Origin of the sequence: Acinetobacter minutum, from assembly GCF_035916735.1 — a bacterium.
Taxonomy (GTDB): Bacteria; Pseudomonadota; Gammaproteobacteria; order Pseudomonadales; family Moraxellaceae; genus Acinetobacter.
Genome location: NZ_JAQIHG010000014.1, coordinates 1 through 17525, shown reverse-complemented (window position 1 = coordinate 17525; position 17525 = coordinate 1). Strand labels below are relative to the sequence as shown.

The 17525-nt window shown below is 44.6% G+C and carries 18 protein-coding genes and 1 tRNA gene; 16 read left to right on the top strand and 3 right to left on the bottom strand.

The features are described from left to right. Nucleotides 1-113: 113 nt before the first annotated feature. From PAE54_RS07540 to PAE54_RS07495, 10 genes are all read left to right on the top strand, one after another. On the top strand, nt 114-575 hold the full coding sequence (locus tag PAE54_RS07540) for an acyl-CoA thioesterase (RefSeq protein WP_326518972.1): 462 nt from the start codon (nt 114-116) through the stop codon (nt 573-575). 168 nt (nt 576-743) lie between these two features. Further along, complete coding sequence (gene lepA, locus PAE54_RS07535) at nt 744-2561, top strand: translation elongation factor 4 (protein WP_326518971.1); 1818 nt, start codon at nt 744-746, stop codon at nt 2559-2561. Between the two features lie 21 nt (nt 2562-2582). After that, entirely contained in the window at nt 2583-3410 is an 828-nt protein-coding gene (gene lepB, locus PAE54_RS07530; RefSeq protein WP_273778857.1) for a signal peptidase I, read from the top strand. Nucleotides 3411-3430: 20 nt separating this feature from the next. Beyond that, nucleotides 3431-3811: a DUF4845 domain-containing protein gene (locus PAE54_RS07525; RefSeq protein WP_326518970.1), complete on the top strand. Its 381-nt coding sequence runs from the start codon at nt 3431-3433 to the stop codon at nt 3809-3811. Then, the gene (rnc, locus tag PAE54_RS07520; protein ID WP_326518969.1) at nt 3777-4475 is read left to right on the top strand and encodes a ribonuclease III; all 699 of its coding nucleotides are present in this window, start codon (nt 3777-3779) and stop codon (nt 4473-4475) included. The genes PAE54_RS07525 and rnc overlap by 35 nt, the downstream gene beginning before the upstream one ends. 6 nt (nt 4476-4481) lie before the next feature. Continuing rightward, nucleotides 4482-5510, top strand: coding sequence for a GTPase Era (gene era / locus PAE54_RS07515; RefSeq protein ID WP_326518968.1), 1029 nt, complete (start codon nt 4482-4484; stop codon nt 5508-5510). 22 nt (nt 5511-5532) lie between these two features. Further along, nucleotides 5533-5745: an NF038104 family lipoprotein gene (locus PAE54_RS07510; protein WP_326518967.1), complete on the top strand. Its 213-nt coding sequence runs from the start codon at nt 5533-5535 to the stop codon at nt 5743-5745. 6 nt (nt 5746-5751) lie between these two features. After that, nucleotides 5752-6465 (top strand): DNA repair protein RecO, encoded by a 714-nt coding sequence (gene recO, locus PAE54_RS07505; protein WP_326518966.1) that lies wholly within the window; start codon nt 5752-5754, stop codon nt 6463-6465. A 14-nt stretch (nt 6466-6479) separates the two neighbouring features. Then, a complete protein-coding gene (gene pdxJ / locus PAE54_RS07500) occupies nt 6480-7205 on the top strand; it encodes a pyridoxine 5'-phosphate synthase (RefSeq protein WP_326518965.1) in 726 nt (241 codons plus the stop codon). Between the two features lie 4 nt (nt 7206-7209). Continuing rightward, entirely contained in the window at nt 7210-7863 is a 654-nt protein-coding gene (locus PAE54_RS07495; RefSeq protein ID WP_326518964.1) for a MiaE family protein, read from the top strand. A 109-nt stretch (nt 7864-7972) separates the two neighbouring features. On the opposite strand, the gene PAE54_RS07490 is transcribed toward PAE54_RS07495, so the two are convergent. Continuing rightward, nucleotides 7973-8048, bottom strand: a tRNA-Asn gene (locus PAE54_RS07490). A 234-nt stretch (nt 8049-8282) separates the two neighbouring features. On the opposite strand from PAE54_RS07490, the gene PAE54_RS07485 reads away from it, so the two are divergent. After that, the gene (locus PAE54_RS07485; RefSeq protein WP_273779426.1) at nt 8283-8741 is read left to right on the top strand and encodes a hypothetical protein; all 459 of its coding nucleotides are present in this window, start codon (nt 8283-8285) and stop codon (nt 8739-8741) included. Nucleotides 8742-8945: 204 nt separating this feature from the next. After that, on the top strand, nt 8946-9782 hold the full coding sequence (locus PAE54_RS07480) for a DMT family transporter (protein WP_326518963.1): 837 nt from the start codon (nt 8946-8948) through the stop codon (nt 9780-9782). 76 nt (nt 9783-9858) lie between these two features. Here the strand turns inward: PAE54_RS07480 and PAE54_RS07475 are convergent, their stop codons facing one another. Continuing rightward, nucleotides 9859-11094 carry a pyridoxal phosphate-dependent aminotransferase gene (locus PAE54_RS07475; RefSeq protein WP_273778870.1) on the bottom strand — a complete coding sequence of 412 codons (1236 nt, stop codon included), beginning with the start codon at nt 11092-11094 and terminating at the stop codon, nt 9859-9861. Between the two features lie 216 nt (nt 11095-11310). On the opposite strand from PAE54_RS07475, the gene PAE54_RS07470 reads away from it, so the two are divergent. Next, entirely contained in the window at nt 11311-11490 is a 180-nt protein-coding gene (locus PAE54_RS07470; RefSeq protein ID WP_326519000.1) for a hypothetical protein, read from the top strand. 184 nt (nt 11491-11674) lie between these two features. On the opposite strand, the gene PAE54_RS07465 is transcribed toward PAE54_RS07470, so the two are convergent. Further along, nucleotides 11675-12463: an A1S_2505 family phage non-structural protein gene (locus PAE54_RS07465; RefSeq protein ID WP_326518962.1), complete on the bottom strand. Its 789-nt coding sequence runs from the start codon at nt 12461-12463 to the stop codon at nt 11675-11677. A 279-nt stretch (nt 12464-12742) separates the two neighbouring features. On the opposite strand from PAE54_RS07465, the gene uvrB reads away from it, so the two are divergent. The 3 genes from uvrB (at nt 12743) to PAE54_RS07450 (ending at nt 17345) form a co-directional block, all read left to right on the top strand. Beyond that, entirely contained in the window at nt 12743-14764 is a 2022-nt protein-coding gene (gene uvrB / locus PAE54_RS07460) for an excinuclease ABC subunit UvrB (RefSeq protein WP_326518961.1), read from the top strand. Between the two features lie 123 nt (nt 14765-14887). Next, entirely contained in the window at nt 14888-15478 is a 591-nt protein-coding gene (locus PAE54_RS07455; protein WP_326518960.1) for a lipocalin family protein, read from the top strand. A 409-nt stretch (nt 15479-15887) separates the two neighbouring features. Further along, on the top strand, nt 15888-17345 hold the full coding sequence (locus PAE54_RS07450; RefSeq protein WP_273778875.1) for a glyceraldehyde-3-phosphate dehydrogenase: 1458 nt from the start codon (nt 15888-15890) through the stop codon (nt 17343-17345). Nucleotides 17346-17525: the final 180 nt, after the last annotated feature.

The following is a 17525-nucleotide window of genomic DNA, read 5'->3' as shown; positions in this document are numbered from 1 at the left end:
GTTTTTTAATACTAGGGTTTCGCTATTTTTTTACATAAACTGCGGAGTCGAATCGGCGGCTGTTTTATTTGGGCTGTGAGATCTGTTCTTTCTACAATCAGGGAAATGTGAGTGTGAGTACGATTTTTGATCTTCAAATCACCGTGCAACCAGAACATATCGATGCTTTAGGGCATGTGAATAATGTGGTGTATATGCAGTGGATGCAGCAAGTGGCTGGAGCGCATATCAATCAGCTGGGTTTGGGGTTAAAACAGTATCTGGAATTAAAACATGCAATGGTGGCTGTGGAACATCATGTGCAGTACCGTAAGCCTGCTTTTGTTGGAGAGCGGTTGATTCTGCGAACCTGGCTGAGTGATTTAAATGCCTTATATTCAACCCGGCAGTATGTTTTTTATCGCCCGCAGGATCAGGCCGTTGTGTTTGTAGGGAATACCAAATGGGCTTGTGTCGAGATTGCGAGTGGACGTTCCAAACGTATGTCCCCCACCTTTATTCAGGCCTATCAGCCGCTTGTAGCTGAGCTAAACCCAATGGATTTTTCCCAGTGCTATCTGGCTGAAGCTAAATAAGCTGATGCTTTGCTATGTTTTTAAAAATCCGGCAGAAACATCCATCGCTACGATTATTTTGGATACTTTAAAAAAACCATCTGCTATAATCGCAGCCAATTTCTTTGTCAGCTTTTGCTATGTAGCAGTCCAGTTCTGCATAGCGCACGATATTCTTTAAGGTAGCCCATGGCGCAAGCTAAAAAATCTGTTGATATCAAAAATATACGTAACTTCTCGATCATTGCGCATATCGACCATGGAAAGTCGACACTTGCTGACCGCTTTATTCAAACCTGTGGTGGCTTGCAAGCTCGTGAGATGCAGGCACAGGTTCTGGACTCCATGGAGCTTGAACGCGAACGTGGCATTACCATTAAAGCTGCTTCCGTGACTTTGTATTATCAGCACCCGAATGGTCAGGAATATCAGCTGAACTTCATTGATACACCGGGACACGTAGACTTTTCCTATGAAGTTTCACGTTCATTAGCTGCTTGTGAAGGGGCTTTGCTCGTAGTCGATGCTGCGCAGGGTGTAGAAGCACAATCAGTGGCTAACTGCTATACCGCGATTGAGCAGGGACTTGAAGTTCTTCCTGTGCTCAACAAGATTGACTTGCCACAGGCAGAACCGGAACGTGTCATTCACGAGATTGAAGAAATCATCGGGATTGAAGCAACACATGCACCGACCTGTTCGGCAAAAACAGGTTTGGGTATTGATACCGTACTGGAAACGTTGGTGGATGTGATTCCGGCACCAGAAGGTGATCGTGAGGCTCCGTTGCAAGCCCTGATTGTAGATTCATGGTTTGATAACTACCTCGGGGTTGTCTCACTGGTACGGATCAAGCAGGGTCGTATCCGCAAGGGTGACAAAATGCTGGTGAAATCAACCGGTCAAACCCATTTGGTGACATCGGTAGGTATCTTTAATCCAAAACATACTGAAACAGACTTGCTCGAAGCTGGTGAAGTAGGCTTTGTGATTGCCGGGATTAAAGACATCTTTGGTGCGCCAGTCGGTGATACCATTACCTTGTCCACCACACCTGAAGTTGCGACATTGCCTGGTTTTAAAAAGGTTAAGCCGCAGGTCTATGCAGGCTTATTCCCAATTGATGCCAGTGATTTTGAACCGTTCCGTGAAGCGCTACAAAAACTGCAAATCAACGACTCGGCCTTGTTTTTTGAACCGGAAAGCTCTGATGCACTAGGCTTTGGCTTCCGTTGTGGTTTCTTGGGCATGTTGCACATGGAAATCGTTCAGGAACGTCTAGAGCGTGAATATGATCTGGATCTGATTACCTCAGCGCCTACGGTTGTGTATGAAGCCCTGACCAAAGCGGGTGAAACCATTTATATCGACAGCCCATCGAAAATGCCGGAAGGTGGTACGGTCGAAGATTTGCGCGAACCGATTGCCGAGTGTCATATTCTGGTGCCGCAGGAATATTTAGGTAACGTGATGACCTTATGTATCGAGCGTCGTGGCATACAGAAGGATATGAAGTTCTTGGGTAATCAGGTTTCGATTACCTTTGAAATTCCAATGGCAGAAGTGGTGATGGATTTCTTCGATCGATTGAAATCTTGTTCACGTGGTTTTGCTTCACTGGATTATAACTTTGTGCGTTTTGAAAGTTCGAATCTGGTGAAGGTGGATGTCCTGATCAATGGCGACAAAGTGGATGCCTTGGCGATGATCTGTCACCGCAATGATGCGCGTCACCGTGGTATTGCATTGGTTGAAAAAATGAAAGACCTGATTCCACGTCAGATGTTCGATGTAGCGATTCAGGCGGCGATTGGCGCACAGATTATTGCCCGTTCGACCGTAAAAGCGATGCGTAAAAACGTTCTGGCGAAATGTTATGGTGGGGACGTATCACGTAAGAAGAAATTGCTTTCGAAACAGAAAGAGGGTAAGAAACGCATGAAACAGGTGGGCAGTGTTGAAATCCCACAAGAAGCGTTCCTGGCTGTGTTGAAAGTAGAACGATAATAAATAGAGGTCATTTCGCCCATGGATTTTGATTTTAATTTAATCCTCGTACCTGCCACATTGCTGTTTTTCTTGTTGTGGTTGCTGGATAAGCTGGTGTTGAAACAGCGTAAAACCCGCGGACGAGGCAACGAAAATTTTATCATTACCTGGGCCTATGATTTCTGGCCGGTGCTGGCGGTCGTGCTGGTGCTGCGCTCATTTTTCTACGAGCCGTTTAATATCCCGTCGGATTCCATGGTTCCCACCTTGGAAACCGGTGATTTTATTTTGGTGAATAAATATAATTACGGGATTCGTTTGCCGATCGTCAATACCAAGGTGATTGAAGTGGGCGCTCCGGAGCGTGGTGATGTGGTGGTGTTCCGCTATCCACCGCAACCGAGCATCAGCTACATCAAGCGTATTGTGGGTTTGCCCGGGGATCATATCGTTTATGATCATGGTCAGCTGAGCATTAATGGCCAGAAAGTGCCTAAAGTGTCCGTTGAGTTTAGCCGTGTTAAAGATGCCTTGGATACACCAACCTCAATTTATCATAAAGAAACTTTAGGTCGGCATACCTTTACCATGCGTGAACTAGAAGGGGTAAATGTTGCACAACAGGCACCTTTCCTGAACACCATTGAAAATGGTAAATATTCCAGTGAAAATGGTTTGTATTGGGAAGTCAAGGTTCCGGCAGGCCACTATTTTGCTATGGGTGATAACCGTGACCAGAGTGCGGACAGCCGTTTCTGGGGATTTGTACCGGAACAAAATCTTACCGGTCGTGCCGTTTATATCTGGATGCATAAGGAACCAGGTTTTAAACTGCCTTCATTTAGCCGTAATGGCCAGATTGATTAAACTACGATGGATAATAAAAAATGCGTAAAGCTCAACAAGGTGTATCAGTTATAGGGGTTTTATTGGCGGTCATCCTGTTTGCTATTGTTGCTAAGGCAGCTTTAGCCATTTGGCCAACTTATTGGGATGATCGGGTGATCAATAAGGAAATTGAAGATGTATTGAAAAATAATCCGATTACCATGAAATCTTTTGAATTCGAGTCTAAAATGGATCAGCAATTAAGCATGAATAATATCCGTGACTTGAAGATTAAAGACATTACCCAAGTACAAAATGCGGGTGGTCTGGAAGTGAAGAAAAAATACGAAGTAAGAAAGCCTTTCTTGCTGAATATCGATTTAGTGTTAACGTTCGAGAAAGATTTTGATCAAAGGTTCGTCCAAAGTCAGAGTAAGTGATCCGCGCTTACCTAGCCGTATCGGTTATCAATTCAAGCAACCCGAGCTGCTCCAGCTTGCCCTGACACACCGATCGGTCAGTCACAAACACAACTATGAGCGCCTAGAGTTTCTAGGCGATTCATTATTAGGCATGATTATTGCCAATCACCTTTACCATGCTTACCCGCATGAAAATGAAGGTCGTTTGACCCGTATGCGGGCAACGCTGGTGCGGCAAGAAACTCTGGGTAAAATTGCAACCGATTTGAAACTTGGGCCGTGTTTAATACTCAGTACCGGTGAGTTGAAATCAGGTGGCCACCATCGTGAATCAATTCTCGCAGATACCGTGGAAGCAATTATTGGGGCCATTTATCTCGATTGTTATGATTTAAGTAGCTTGCAAAAAATTGTTCTAAAATGGTACGAGCCCTATTTAGAACATATTGAACCCACTGATCAATTGAAAGATCCAAAATCACGCTTGCAGGAATATCTGCAGGCACGTAAAAAGCCATTACCGATCTATGAAGTGGTGGATATTCAAGGTGATGCACCGAATCAACACTTTAAAGTTGAATGTCGAGTCGAAGGGCTTTCCATATTCAATGGTGAAGGTTCCAGCCGTCGGTTTGCTGAACAGACAGCAGCGGCGGAAATTTTAAAACTTTTGGAGCAGTAGTCTGCCATGTCAAATCATTCCGATCACATCGATGCTGATCACGAGCCGTCTAATGACAGCAATAACCTGATTAACCAGTTCTTTAGTGAACAGGGTACAGAAATCCCATCTGACTTTCGCAGTGGTTTCGTTGCGATTGTGGGACGTCCGAACGTAGGCAAGTCTACGTTAATGAACCATTTGTTGGGACAAAAACTTTCCATTACTTCACGTAAGCCTCAAACCACTCGACATAAAATTGTCGGGATTGATTCGCGTGAAAAATCTCAGGCGGTATTTGTTGATACCCCAGGGATGCACAAAAAAGAAGTACGTGCCATCAATAAGATGATGAACCGTGCAGCACATTCCGCACTGCGCGATGTGAATCTGGTTCTGTTTGTTGTGGATGCACAAAAATGGACGCAAAACGACGAACTGGTGTTAGAAAAACTGCGTAATGCGGAAATGCCGGTGATTCTAGTGATCAATAAACTGGATACCCTTGAGAATAAAAATATGGCACTCCCTTTGATTCAGGAACGTGCCAAGCTCATGAACTTCGCTGAGATCGTTCCGGTTTCTGCTTTGCGTGGCGCCAATCTTGATCACTTGCGCGACACGATTGAAAAATATTTGCCTTTCCAACCACCCTTATATTCATTTGATCAGATCACGGATCGTTCTGAGCGTTTCTTGGCTTCAGAGATCATTCGTGAAAAGATCATGCGTCAGTTAGGGGAAGAGTTACCGTATGATTTAACGGTGCAAATCGAATCGTTTAAGATTGAAGATGCTGTGTTGAATGAAAAAACCGGTCGCATGAAAGCACCCTGTACCTATATTGATGCCACGATCTTTGTTGATCGCCCGGGTCAGAAAGCGATTGTCATTGGTGAGAAGGGCGCGAAACTGAAACGTATCGGGATGGATGCACGTGCGGACATGGAAAAAATGTTCGAGCAGAAAATCATGCTGACACTCTGGGTGAAAGTCAAAGGTGGCTGGTCGGATGACGAGCGTGCCTTGAAAAGTTTAGGTTATAGTGATATCTAAACCTTAACAGAGTGGTGATCACATGAATATATTCAAAATCATGACTGTGCTCAGTTGTGTGATGCTGTTGCAGGGATGTATTTATAAAGTGGTCACCGTTCCAGTTGGAATTGTCTACAAAACCACCAAAGGTGTAGTCAAAGGGACTGCAATCGTGGTGGGTGCTGTCATCCCGGACGGAGAGGATGACGATGGAAAAAACAAAGAAGATGAAGATGCTCAGCAGGATGACTAAACGCAGATGATGCGCAATCAGAGCTTGCATGGTTATCTGATCCATTCCCGTAAATATCGTGAACGCAGTTATATTGTGCATCTGTTTACCCAGGAATACGGGCGAATCGATGGTGTACTCAGGCAGGTACCTCCACCGCAATACCAACCCATCCGGGTACAAGCCAGTGGTAAAAGTGAGCTGAAGAACTTTAGCCAGCTGGAAACCATGCATCAGCCAGTTTTTTTTGCGGGTGATGCCTTTTTTGCCGGATTTTATCTAAATGAACTTCTACTGCGTTTGTGTCCTCTAGAAGAACCCATGCCGGAAACATTTGCGCAATATCATGTTGCAGTCGCTCAGCTGCAACAATTGTCTACTCATACTCAACCAGATATTTTTTTACGTCAGATTTTACGGCGCTTTGAGCATGTATTGCTGCAAGAGCTCGGATATGCACTCGATTTTCAATATGATGCGCAGCGGGAACTGATCCAGCCTGAACGATATTATCAATTTCATCTGAGCGAAGGCTTTGTACCAGTTTATGCTCAGACACATGCTGCACTCTCGGGGCATTTAATCCAATCCATGCAAGATGCACTATCTGAGCCGGAATTTAACGCGCAGCAGCTGCAATTATTGGGTAAACTTTACCGGCAAATGATCACGTCACTTTTAGGCGACCGGCCTCTTAAAAGTCGACAGTTGTGGATTCAACATCTTCCCACTCAATCGTAACTGAGGAAATTTTTATGGCTGCATTGCTTGGTGTAAACATTGACCATGTTGCTACGCTTAGACAAGCGCGAGGCACTTGTTATCCGGATCCTGTACAGGCAGCATTGATTTGTGAGCAGGCCGGTGCACAAGGAATTACCTTACACTTGCGTGAAGACCGTCGCCATATCCAGGATGATGATGTACGCCGTATGCGTCCCGTTTTGAAGACCCGTATGAATCTTGAATTGGCCGTGACCGATGAGATGGTGGCTTTTGCAAAAGAAATTCAGCCTCAGCATGTGTGTTTTGTACCAGAACGCCGCCAGGAAGTGACGACCGAAGGTGGTTTGGATGTTTTGACCCATTTCGAAAAAGTGCACGCTGCAACACAGGCATTGACGGCTATCGGTTGCGATGTGTCTTTATTTATTGATGCGGATCTTGCCCAGATTGACGCTGCAGTTGCCTGTGGTGCACCAACCATTGAGATTCATACCGGTGCCTATGCTGATGCAGAAACACCAGAGGCACAACAGGCTGAGTTGCAGCGCATTATTCGTGGTGCTGAATACGCTGCGAGCAAAGGCTTGGTAGTGAATGCTGGACATGGTTTGAATCTGGACAATGTTGTACCGATTGCAGCGATTTCAGAGATTCATGAATTGAATATTGGTCACTCAATTATTGCCGATGCGGTATTTGTTGGGCTAGAGCAGGCAGTAAAACGCATGAAAGCGGCGATTGAAGCGGTGAGATAATTTGATGTCCACGATTGATTATGATGAATTGATGCAGCCGGTGATCGCTTTTTTAGGCTGTGAAACACCAAAAGCCTGGCTGGATGAAGCCCTGAACAATCTGGATTTGTTGATGCAGGATCATGCCAACTGCGAGAAAAAAGCCGCAGGCACAGCGATGAATTTGATGTTCCGTTACAGCTTCTTTACCGATTTGCAGGTTAAATTGGCGCAACTGGTTCGTGAAGAAATGCTGCATTATGAGCAGGTTCTGGAATTCATGGCGAAACGCGGTCAGGAGTGGAAAGGTTTAAGTGCAGGACGTTATGCGGGTGGCTTGCGTAAAGAAATCCGCACCTATGAGCCCGAGGCATTAATTGATGTGCTGATTATTGGTGCTTTTGTCGAAGCGCGTTCCTGTGAGCGTTTTTATGCCTTGGCACCCTTAGTGGATGAAGAGCTTGGACGCTATTATCGTTATTTGCTCAAGTCTGAATCACGTCATTATGAAGATTATCTGGCGCTTGCGATGGATGTCGCGAAGACGGCCAAACTAAAAAATCCGGAAGAGGATATTCAGCAACGTATCGCGCATATCCGTGAAGTGGAAAAACAGCTGATCTTGTCTGAAGATGATATGTTCCGTTTTCATAGTGGCGTACCGGTTCAGGCAGCTTAAACGACATAATCTTCTTAAAACTCAATCCTCTATTCGATAGGGGATTTTTTATATTTAAAAAGACAGAAAATAAAAAAGCCCGCTTTAATGCTGCGGGCTTTCTTGAATTTGGCTCTCCCACCTGGGCTCGAACCAGGGACCTGCGGATTAACAGTCCGTCGCTCTACCGACTGAGCTATGGGAGAATCTGCATGCGATTATAAGCAGATTTTACCTATGGTCAAGTGATTCTGCATAGAATTCAGAAAATTGATGACTGTCTGATTCTTATTTAAACAAATGGGGCGAATTAGATTGAAAGCCTTGCCTGAAACGCACTGAAAGGCTAGATTAATTTGAATAAAGTGTTTGAATTTAGCTCAAACCGTGTGGATTTAACCAACTTGCCAGCACTGAAATGGCTAAAATGGAGACAGCGTATGCAAACGCTTACGATTGCTGAAATCTTTTCTGATTTTTCTTTTTATCAAGATCATTATCTTTCGATTATCGCTCAGCCCGAGCAATATTTTACTCCAGTACAGGGAGCATTTATTCAAGTGTGGCCTGTGGGTAGACAGCCGTTGTATTTAGGTGATCTGTTACAGTTGTGGTTTTCCGAAAAGTGGCTGATCCAGTCACCTTGCCAATTATTACTTGAAGCCCGTAGCAATGGACGTAAACAGCCGCTACAGCGTGAAAAGGATCTGTACTTATATGAACTGAGTGGTAGTGCCTTATCTGGGCGTAATCACTGCAAAGTCTGGTCGCGTTCCGAGCAGAAAACCTTGTCCGTCTCTCTGGACAGCGTCTTTAAATATTATTGCCTGTATCGGGGCACGTCACGTCCAGAAGTTCCTGAGCGAAATTTGCGAGATGCGTTAAAGTCATCACTTTGATCACATCAGTCTATTGACTGTTTTCAGACCTATTGCTGCGGTAATCTTGCTAATGATCACCTGGCTCTGGATTTATAGATCTCATCCTTCGTTGGTTTTGATAACAGAAATTTTGATTTGCTAAATCGAAGATAAGTACTGGTATTTTATGTGCAATTTTGGATATGGTGCTAGATACGGGTTATTGAAAATGGACGTTCAAGCATGTTCTGGAAAATTGCACTGGCCATGCTCGCCTTTGCTGCGAATTCAGTGCTGTGCCGCCTAGCCTTAGTCGGGCAGCATATCGATCCCATGAGTTTCACCAGCCTTCGGGTGAGCAGTGGAGCTGTGGTTTTAATGCTGCTATTTTTGAGCAGGCCGCATCGCCATAAAATTGAATGGAATTGGCTGCATGCTGTTTTCCTCGCGGTATATATGCTGGCGTTTTCGATTGCCTATCTGAAAATAGATGCAGGTGTGGGCGCTTTATTGTTGTTTGGAACAGTACAACTCAGCATGGTGCTTTATGCAGTCTGGCGAGGGGAGCGGGTCAGCCTGCCCCGTGGAATCGGATTGGTATTGGCCTTTGCCGGGATCGTGTTTTTGCTCTTGCCCGGTGCTCAGGCACCTGATTTGAAGTATTCCCTAGTGATGATTCTCTCTGGTTTAGCCTGGGGAGCCTATAGTGTTGTGGGACAACGTAATCAGGATCCACTGAGCAGTAGTCTGGCAAATTTCCTGCTTGCAGTACCCTTGGTGCTGATCAGTACTGTTTTATTGAATATGGACCGTTATTTTGACGTCCAGGGTATTGTGCTGGCTATCCTGTCGGGTGGTTTGGCATCGAGTGGTGCTTATGTGCTGTGGTATGCGATTGTGAAAAAAATTGACCGGGTGACAGCGAGCACTGTGCAGCTGAGTGTACCTTGTCTGGCGATTTTGGGTGGAACCTGGTTGATTGGAGAGTCAGTGAACCTCAGGATGATCGTGGCAACCCTGATGGTGTTATTGGGTATTTGGTTGGTGATTCTCACTCTTGCTAAGCCTACTCGGGTTTGATGAGAGAGGAGGGTATTGAAGCCGCAATAAAAAAACCGCCAACGAATGGCGGTTTTTTTAAAGCAATATGTATAAATTATTTTGCCGCTTTTTCTGCTTCGATTGAAGCAATCGCTGCGTCTACGCCTTCGATCGAATCAGCCGCTTTCTTGATACGAGCAAGCGCATCAACCAAAACTTCGTCAGCAGTTGCATAAGAAATACGCATAAATCCGCCTAGACCGAATGCATCACCAGGAACAACCGCAACACCCGTTTCTTCCAATAACCATTCAGAGAATTCTGTGCAAGATTTTAAACCTTTGGCACGGATTAATGGACGGATGTTGGCATAGGCATAGAAAGCACCATCTGCAGGTAAGCAAGAGATACCTTTGATGTCGTTCAAGCCATTGACAACCAAGTCATGACGGCGTTTGAAGGCTTCGATCATTGGTTGAAGTACGTCTTGTGGACCATTCAATGCCGCTTCAGCAGCCACTTGTGAGATCGAAGTCGGGTTCGAAGTCGATTGCGACTGGATTTTTTTCATCGCGCCAATCAGTTTTGCAGGGCCTGCTGCATAGCCGATACGCCAGCCAGTCATTGCATAGGCTTTAGATACACCATTTAACACGATGGTGCGGTCATAAAGATCTGGTGCAACAGTCGCGATGTTGTAGAACTCATCTTCCCAACGGATTGGTTCATACATGTCGTCAGAAGCGATGAGAACTTCTGGGTATTTACGAAGCACTTCAGCCAAAGCAAGAAGCTCTTCTTTGGTATAGATCATGCCTGTTGGGTTTGATGGGCTGTTTAATACCAAAAGACGTGTTTTATCGGTGATTGCTGCTTCCAATTGTGCAGGTGTGATTTTGAAGCGTTGTTCTTCACCACATTTTACGATTACTGGAACGCCTTCAGCGATGATCACCATATCTGGATAGCTTACCCAGTAAGGTGCAGGAATAATTACTTCGTCACCTTTGTTTAATAACGCAAGTGCCAAGTTAAAGAATGACTGTTTACCACCACAAGAAACCAAAATCTGGTTTGGTTGGTAGTCAAGGTTATTATCGCGTTTGAATTTTGCAATAATTGCTTTTTTTAAGCTTGGAGTACCATCGACAGCAGTGTATTTGGTGAAGCCTTTGTTAATCGCTTCAATTGCTGCATCTTTGATGTGTTGAGGCGTGTCAAAATCAGGTTCGCCTGCACCCAAACCAATTACGTTTTTACCTGCCGCTTTTAATTCAGCAGCTTTGTTAGTAACAGCAAGTGTTGGGGACGGTTTGATGGCATTTACACGATCAGAGAGACGTACGTCCACGGCGGTATTCCTTCTTATAGGGATAAAAAAATAAAAAGCAGATTATTTTAGCCTAAAAATGACAGCTTGTTGGGTGAATATCACAACAAATTAATAAAAAAACAGCAATTCCCAGCAGCTTTAGTCGAATGGACGGCACTGGATTCCTTTGAGTCACTGCTCGCAGCTCAAGGCAAAATCCCGTACAATACGCTGAAGCGTGTTAGAGTCAGTATTATGAGTACTCCGAATTCCCCAGCAAAGAAGCCATTAGTTAAGCTTCCTTTTCCGATCAAACAAGAACAGGAAGCCAATGCTGACAGTACTTTAGAAGACGTGCGTCCTAAACCTCAGCGCTATGCTGATCGAACCTGGATGCCTCCGCGTGGTACCCGTAGATCGATGGGTAAACGTTAATTAAAAAAATCGCAAGACAACCGCTTGCGATTTTTTTATGTCTGAGAGCTTAGCTTGATCATTCCTCTGCAGAGGCTTTAAGTCACGAGTCACAGCTTGAGCCGATCAAGTATTCAGATGACCAGTATTTTACCTACCATTAAAAATGCACCCCTTCGGGTGCATTCCTGTAAGTTAACAGTGTTCAACGATAAGCGGGATGTACAATTTCGCGCTGGCCTTGCCACAATTCAATAAATTCCTGCTCATCAAATTCATACAATTCCATCAGCGCGATAATAGTACCGACAAAGATCATCGGACCTTCTGAATTGTCCTGAAAATGAAAAATCTTGGATAAATGGTTCATGGTGTCACTGATTTCAAACTCACGACCACGTCCATAACGATCTTCAGGATACATCGGTTCTTGTAGGACCTGCAGAGCGATCTGTTTTTGTGCTTTAGTTAGACGGGTGTCCTCCAGCGCTTGTTCATAACTGCTATAGCCATAATTGGGATAGAAAATAATTTTGTCTTGTAAAAATGCCTTGACCCAATCCTGGCGTAGGGTTGGAAATAGCTGTTTGGCCTTTTGTTCCACATAGGGTTGAAAGGATTGCGGCAAAATGACGTTAGCACTGATCCCTTTAAAAAACGGAGCAATATCCTTGATTTGGTAACCGGCAATTCCACAGCCGATTGGGGTTAAAAAGTATTTCATTTTTGGATGATTTTTGGCATAGACCTTAAAATCTTCCACATAATGTTCAATTTGTGACAACGGCATTTGTTGCAAATGCTCATTTAACGTGGGGATCGCAAAACTTTGTCCTGCCCAGCCGCGACCCACACCCATCACTGCGCCAAAATATTTATGCGCTGTGCGTGCGGCTCCTCCAGCATGCTGGCCGGCAAGGTTACTGCCAAATACAAAAACGGTGTCTTCCGGTAAACTGGTGATGATGCTTTCATCATGATATTGGTAAGGCATGGCATTATATTTTTCATAGAGTTTCTTGCATGTTGCAATTGATTTGCATAAGGGTCAAGTGAAAACTATGTCGGCTTTTGATGCTTAAGATGGGGCGTGGGGTTGGGCTGGAAAAAGGAGAGCGTTATTGTTATTTCCAGCAAGATAAAAGCCCTTTTGACTTGGATTTTACCTTTATCATCTCCATATTGATTAACCTAATTTGATTCTGACTGATGGATGAGGAATAGATCCGTCATTCATCAGGATGAATCTCCATTGCAGAGGGCCGCAAAGCACGTGAACGACGCACAACCGTTTCAATTGGTGACCAGTTATCAGCCAGCAGGGGATCAGCCTCAGGCGATTGAAAAATTAGTCGATGGGATCGAGCAGGGTTACCGTAACCAGTTACTGCTTGGAGTGACAGGATCGGGTAAAACCTACACCATGGCCAATGTCATTGCACAATTACAACGTCCAACCATTGTCATGGCGCATAACAAAACCTTGGCCGCCCAGCTTTATGGTGAATTCAAAGCCTTCTTTCCGAACAATGCGGTCGAGTATTTTGTCAGTTATTATGACTATTACCAGCCGGAAGCTTATGTGCCATCGTCGGACACCTTTATTGAAAAAGATGCGGCGATCAATGATCACATTGACCAGATGCGTCTTTCGGCGACGCGTGCCTTGTTGGAGCGTCGTGATGCAATTATTGTTGCGTCTGTTTCAGCGATTTACGGTCTGGGTGATCCTGAAGCCTATATGAAAATGCTCCTGCATGTGGTGCAGGGAGATCGGATCAATCGTGATGAGCTGATTCGTCGTTTGGTCGAAATGCAATACACTCGCAATGAGCTGGAATTCCTGCGTGGTACTTATCGTATTCGTGGTGAAATTCTGGATGTTTTCCCAGCGGAATCAGATCAGTATGCGATCCGGATCGAACTGTTTGATGATGAAGTCGATTCCATTCGCTGGTTTGATCCGTTGACTGGGAAAATGTTGCGTAAAGTGCCGCGGGTAACGATTTATCCGAAAAGTCACTATGTCACGCCCAAAGATCACTTACAGAAAGCGATTGGTACGATTAAAGAAGAATTGGCTGAGCGTCTGGAATTTTTCCGAGCCAATGACAAACTGCTTGAAGCACAGCGCATTGAACAGCGTACCCGTTATGATCTGGAAATGATGCAGCAACTCGGCTATACTAACGGCATTGAAAACTACTCGCGCCATTTATCTGGCCGTCCGGCAGGTGAAGCACCACCGACTTTGTTTGATTATATCCCGGAAGATGCCTTACTGATTATTGATGAGTCGCATGTGACAGTCCCGCAGATTGGTGCAATGTATAAGGGTGACCGTTCACGTAAAGAAAATCTGGTGAATTACGGTTTCCGTTTGCCGAGCGCATTGGATAACCGGCCAATGAAATTTGAAGAGTGGGAACGGATTGTCCCGACCACCATTTATGTCAGTGCGACACCGGCCAAGTATGAACTGGAAAAATCGGAACAGATCGTTGAGCAGGTGGTGCGTCCGACCGGTTTGATTGACCCTGAAATTGAAGTCCGCCCCGTACTGACCCAAGTAGATGATGTGCTGTCGGAAATCAACCTGCGTAAAAATCTGAATGAGCGGGTATTGGTCACCACCTTAACCAAACGCATGGCTGAAGATCTCACGGCCTATCTCAAAGAATATGGTATCAAGGTGGCGTACCTGCATTCGGACATTGATACTGTGGAGCGAGTCAAGATTATCCATGAATTGCGTACCGGGGTATTTGATGTGCTGGTCGGGATTAACTTGTTGCGTGAGGGGCTGGATATGCCGGAAGTTTCTCTCGTTGCCATTCTGGATGCTGATAAAGAAGGCTTCTTGCGCTCGGAACGCTCTCTGATTCAGACCATTGGTCGTGCTGCCCGTAACTTGAAAGGCAAAGCAATTTTATATGCGGATCGCATCACCGATTCGATGCAAAAAGCCATGGATGAAACCAGCCGCCGTCGTCAGAAGCAGATCGAGTTTAACCAGTTACATGGCATTATCCCCCGCAGTGCTGTGCGTCAGGTGATCAAAGAGATCGATACCGGTGAGGTGCTCAGTGATGAACAGATCGAGGATAAACTGACAGAACAGGCGTTGGCTTTGACTGCGGATGAACGACATCTGTTATCTGATCCCAAATTGCTGGCTAAGCATATGGCGAAACTGGAAAAAGAAATGCTGAAAGCCTCTAAAGAGCTGCAATTTGAACAGGCTGCGCGTTTGAGAGATGAAATCTTGCGCTTAAAAGCACAGATGTTGCAGTGAAAGGGTGGGGTTCACGCAGCTTTCACAGTTGATGCACTACATAATGCTACACACAATAGGTGATTTTCCATTAAGGTAACAGAATCAATGGAATCGGTAGCGCAAAATTTCAGGAGTATGGTGATGAAGATAAAGAAGTCGATCCCACAAGCTGGCTGGAAAATGACAAAACTTGCCGTGGGTGGCGTGCTATTGGCGGGATTGGCCATCGGAACACTAGCATATGCTAAACCTCAACCTTTAACTTCGGTGGAAAAGGTTGAGCTGGATAAATATCTGGGGGGTTGGTATGAGGTGGCACGTAAGCCCTTGTATTTCCAAAATCAGTGTGATCACAATGTCAGTGCAACCTATACTCTAAATGAAAATGGCAATATCAATGTAGATAACCGCTGCTATAAAAAAGATGGCAGTTTACAGCAGGCGCTTGGTGAAGCCTTTATCAGCAATCCCCCTTTTAACAGTCAATTAAAGGTGAGCTTTTTACCGGAAGCGATTCGCTGGATTCCCGTGGCACGTGGTGACTACTGGATTTTAAAACTGGATGAGGATTATCAAACTGTGTTGGTCGGTGAACCACAACGTAAATATCTCTGGGTCTTGTCGCGCACCCAGCATCCAGATGAAGCCGTGGTGCAAGAATATCTGGATTATGCTAAATCTGTAGGGTACAACCTGAATGATGTGATTCGCACCAAGCAAGTGAAAAAATAACTTTATTCAGTCTTCACACTTCAAAGAACCATGCTGATCAGCATGGTTTTGTTTTTTTGGGATATGGATGAAGTTGTGTGACTCAATTCCTGTGGTAAAGCTTCTCTTTTGATTGTGAGCTTGGTTTTATGCCTCTATAAACATAATTTATTGTCTTGGGTTTAAAATTTATTGAATGAAATCATGATTCAATCGATCAAACTCACGGTAATGAGGTCGATTTTGTAATTCACTGAGCCTAAACCGTAAAATCACGCAAAAAATTGATGGTATTTTGTAAGGTTATAATGAATATTTATGAAATTATCCGCTCCCTTCACAGCTTTTGATTCAATCTTCAGAATAATTCCATTACAATTGACGGGTTTTAAAATTCACGCCTAGATAGAATTAATTAGAGGACGTATCTGTGAGCAAAGACACTATCATCGCCCTACATGCAGAACACCAAGGTCGTTGGAAAAACCGTGAAGAAATCGCGGAACGTATGATTGCTTTGATCGGTCAGTTATACCGTGAAAAAAATATTGTGACTTCTGTTTACGGTCGTTCTTTAGTCAATCGTTCAGTCATCCAGATTTTGAAAGCTCACCGTCGTACCCGTATGATGGATGTTGAACTTTCAGTTGTTCACACTTTCCCAATTCTTGAGGCGTTGGCAAAAGTTGAAAACATCGGTTCTGCTGAAATCGATTTGGGTAAACTTGCAGTTGAATATAAAGAACAAGGTGGTGATGTAGACGCGTTTGTTGCAAAAGCGGTTGAATCGCTAAAAGGCAACGCGACTGCTGTTGAGCCTAAAGATGTCGTACTTTACGGTTTTGGCCGCATCGGTCGTATCTTGGCGCGTTTGATCATTGGTCAATCTGGTTTGGGCCGTGGCTTAAGCTTGAAAGCGATCGTTGTTCGTAAAACTGCAGATGGCGATTTGGAAAAGCGTGCATCGCTGCTTCGTCGTGACTCGATCCATGGTCCATTTGCCGGCACGATTTCTGTTGATGAAGAAAATGAAGCCATCATTGCCAATGGTAACTTTATCAAAGTGATCTATGCATCTAATCCTGCAGAAGTTGATTACACTGCTTATGGTATCAACAATGCCTTGGTGATCGACAACACGGGTAAATGGCGTGATGCTGAAGGTCTTGCGCAACACTTGAAATGCCCAGGTGCTGCACGTGTGATTTTGACTGCACCAGGCAAAGGTGAAATGAAAAACGTGGTGTATGGCGTAAACAACGCAGACATCCTTGATGAAGATACCATCATCTCTGCTGCGAGCTGTACCACCAATGCGATTACCCCAGTATTGAAAGTATTGGATGACAAATACAAAGTGATCAACGGTCACGTTGAAACTGTTCACTCATTCACCAATGACCAGAACCTGATCGATAATTACCACAAAGCGGACCGTCGTGGCCGTGCTGCAACCTTGAACATGGTTATCACTGAAACAGGTGCAGCGAAAGCAGTTGCGAAAGCGCTTCCTGCATTGAAAGGTAAATTGACAGGTAACTCTGTACGTGTTCCTACACCAAACGTTTCTCTTGCGATCTTGAATTTGACGCTCGAGAAAGACGTAGACCGTGAAGAAGTGAACGAATATATCCGTCAAATTTCGATCCACTCAAACCTACAAGGTCAAATCGGTTATACCAACTCAAGTGAAGTGGTATCTTCTGACTTTATCGGTTCACGTACTGCGGGTGTATTCGATGCACAGGCAACGATTACTTCTGGCAACCGTTTAACTGCTTATGTTTGGTACGATAACGAAGTGGGTTATAGCTGCCAAGTATTGCGTATCGCTGAACAAATGGGCGGCGTAAGCTATCCAAAAGTTCCTGCTGAAACAAATGCATAATTTGTAATTCAGCGACAAAAAGCCCGGTTCCAACCGTAATGCCAGTCAGTTAAGCAACATTTAGCAAAATGCTGTAAAAATGAGTGTATATAAATACGCTCATTTTTTTTTATGACTTTATCTGAGAATTTAGATTTAACCCTTCAGCACTCCATGCCATCACTCGCTGATTTTAGTGAG

Bases quoted from the DNA above. Each gene is read 5' to 3' on its own strand.
- pdxJ (WP_326518965.1), top strand. From the start codon at position 6,480: ATGGCTGCATTGCTTGGTGTAAACATTGACCATGTTGCTACGCTTAGA.
- PAE54_RS07510 (WP_326518967.1), top strand. From the start codon at position 5,533: ATGAATATATTCAAAATCATGACTGTGCTCAGTTGTGTGATGCTGTTG.
- lepB (WP_273778857.1), top strand. From the start codon at position 2,583: ATGGATTTTGATTTTAATTTAATCCTCGTACCTGCCACATTGCTGTTT.
- lepA (WP_326518971.1), top strand. From the start codon at position 744: ATGGCGCAAGCTAAAAAATCTGTTGATATCAAAAATATACGTAACTTC.
- PAE54_RS07455 (WP_326518960.1), top strand. From the start codon at position 14,888: ATGAAGATAAAGAAGTCGATCCCACAAGCTGGCTGGAAAATGACAAAA.
- era (WP_326518968.1), top strand. From the start codon at position 4,482: ATGTCAAATCATTCCGATCACATCGATGCTGATCACGAGCCGTCTAAT.
- PAE54_RS07495 (WP_326518964.1), top strand. From the start codon at position 7,210: ATGTCCACGATTGATTATGATGAATTGATGCAGCCGGTGATCGCTTTT.
- PAE54_RS07525 (WP_326518970.1), top strand. From the start codon at position 3,431: ATGCGTAAAGCTCAACAAGGTGTATCAGTTATAGGGGTTTTATTGGCG.
- PAE54_RS07465 (WP_326518962.1), bottom strand. From the start codon at position 12,463: ATGCCTTACCAATATCATGATGAAAGCATCATCACCAGTTTACCGGAA.
- PAE54_RS07480 (WP_326518963.1), top strand. From the start codon at position 8,946: ATGTTCTGGAAAATTGCACTGGCCATGCTCGCCTTTGCTGCGAATTCA.
- PAE54_RS07485 (WP_273779426.1), top strand. From the start codon at position 8,283: ATGCAAACGCTTACGATTGCTGAAATCTTTTCTGATTTTTCTTTTTAT.
- PAE54_RS07470 (WP_326519000.1), top strand. From the start codon at position 11,311: ATGAGTACTCCGAATTCCCCAGCAAAGAAGCCATTAGTTAAGCTTCCT.
- recO (WP_326518966.1), top strand. From the start codon at position 5,752: ATGATGCGCAATCAGAGCTTGCATGGTTATCTGATCCATTCCCGTAAA.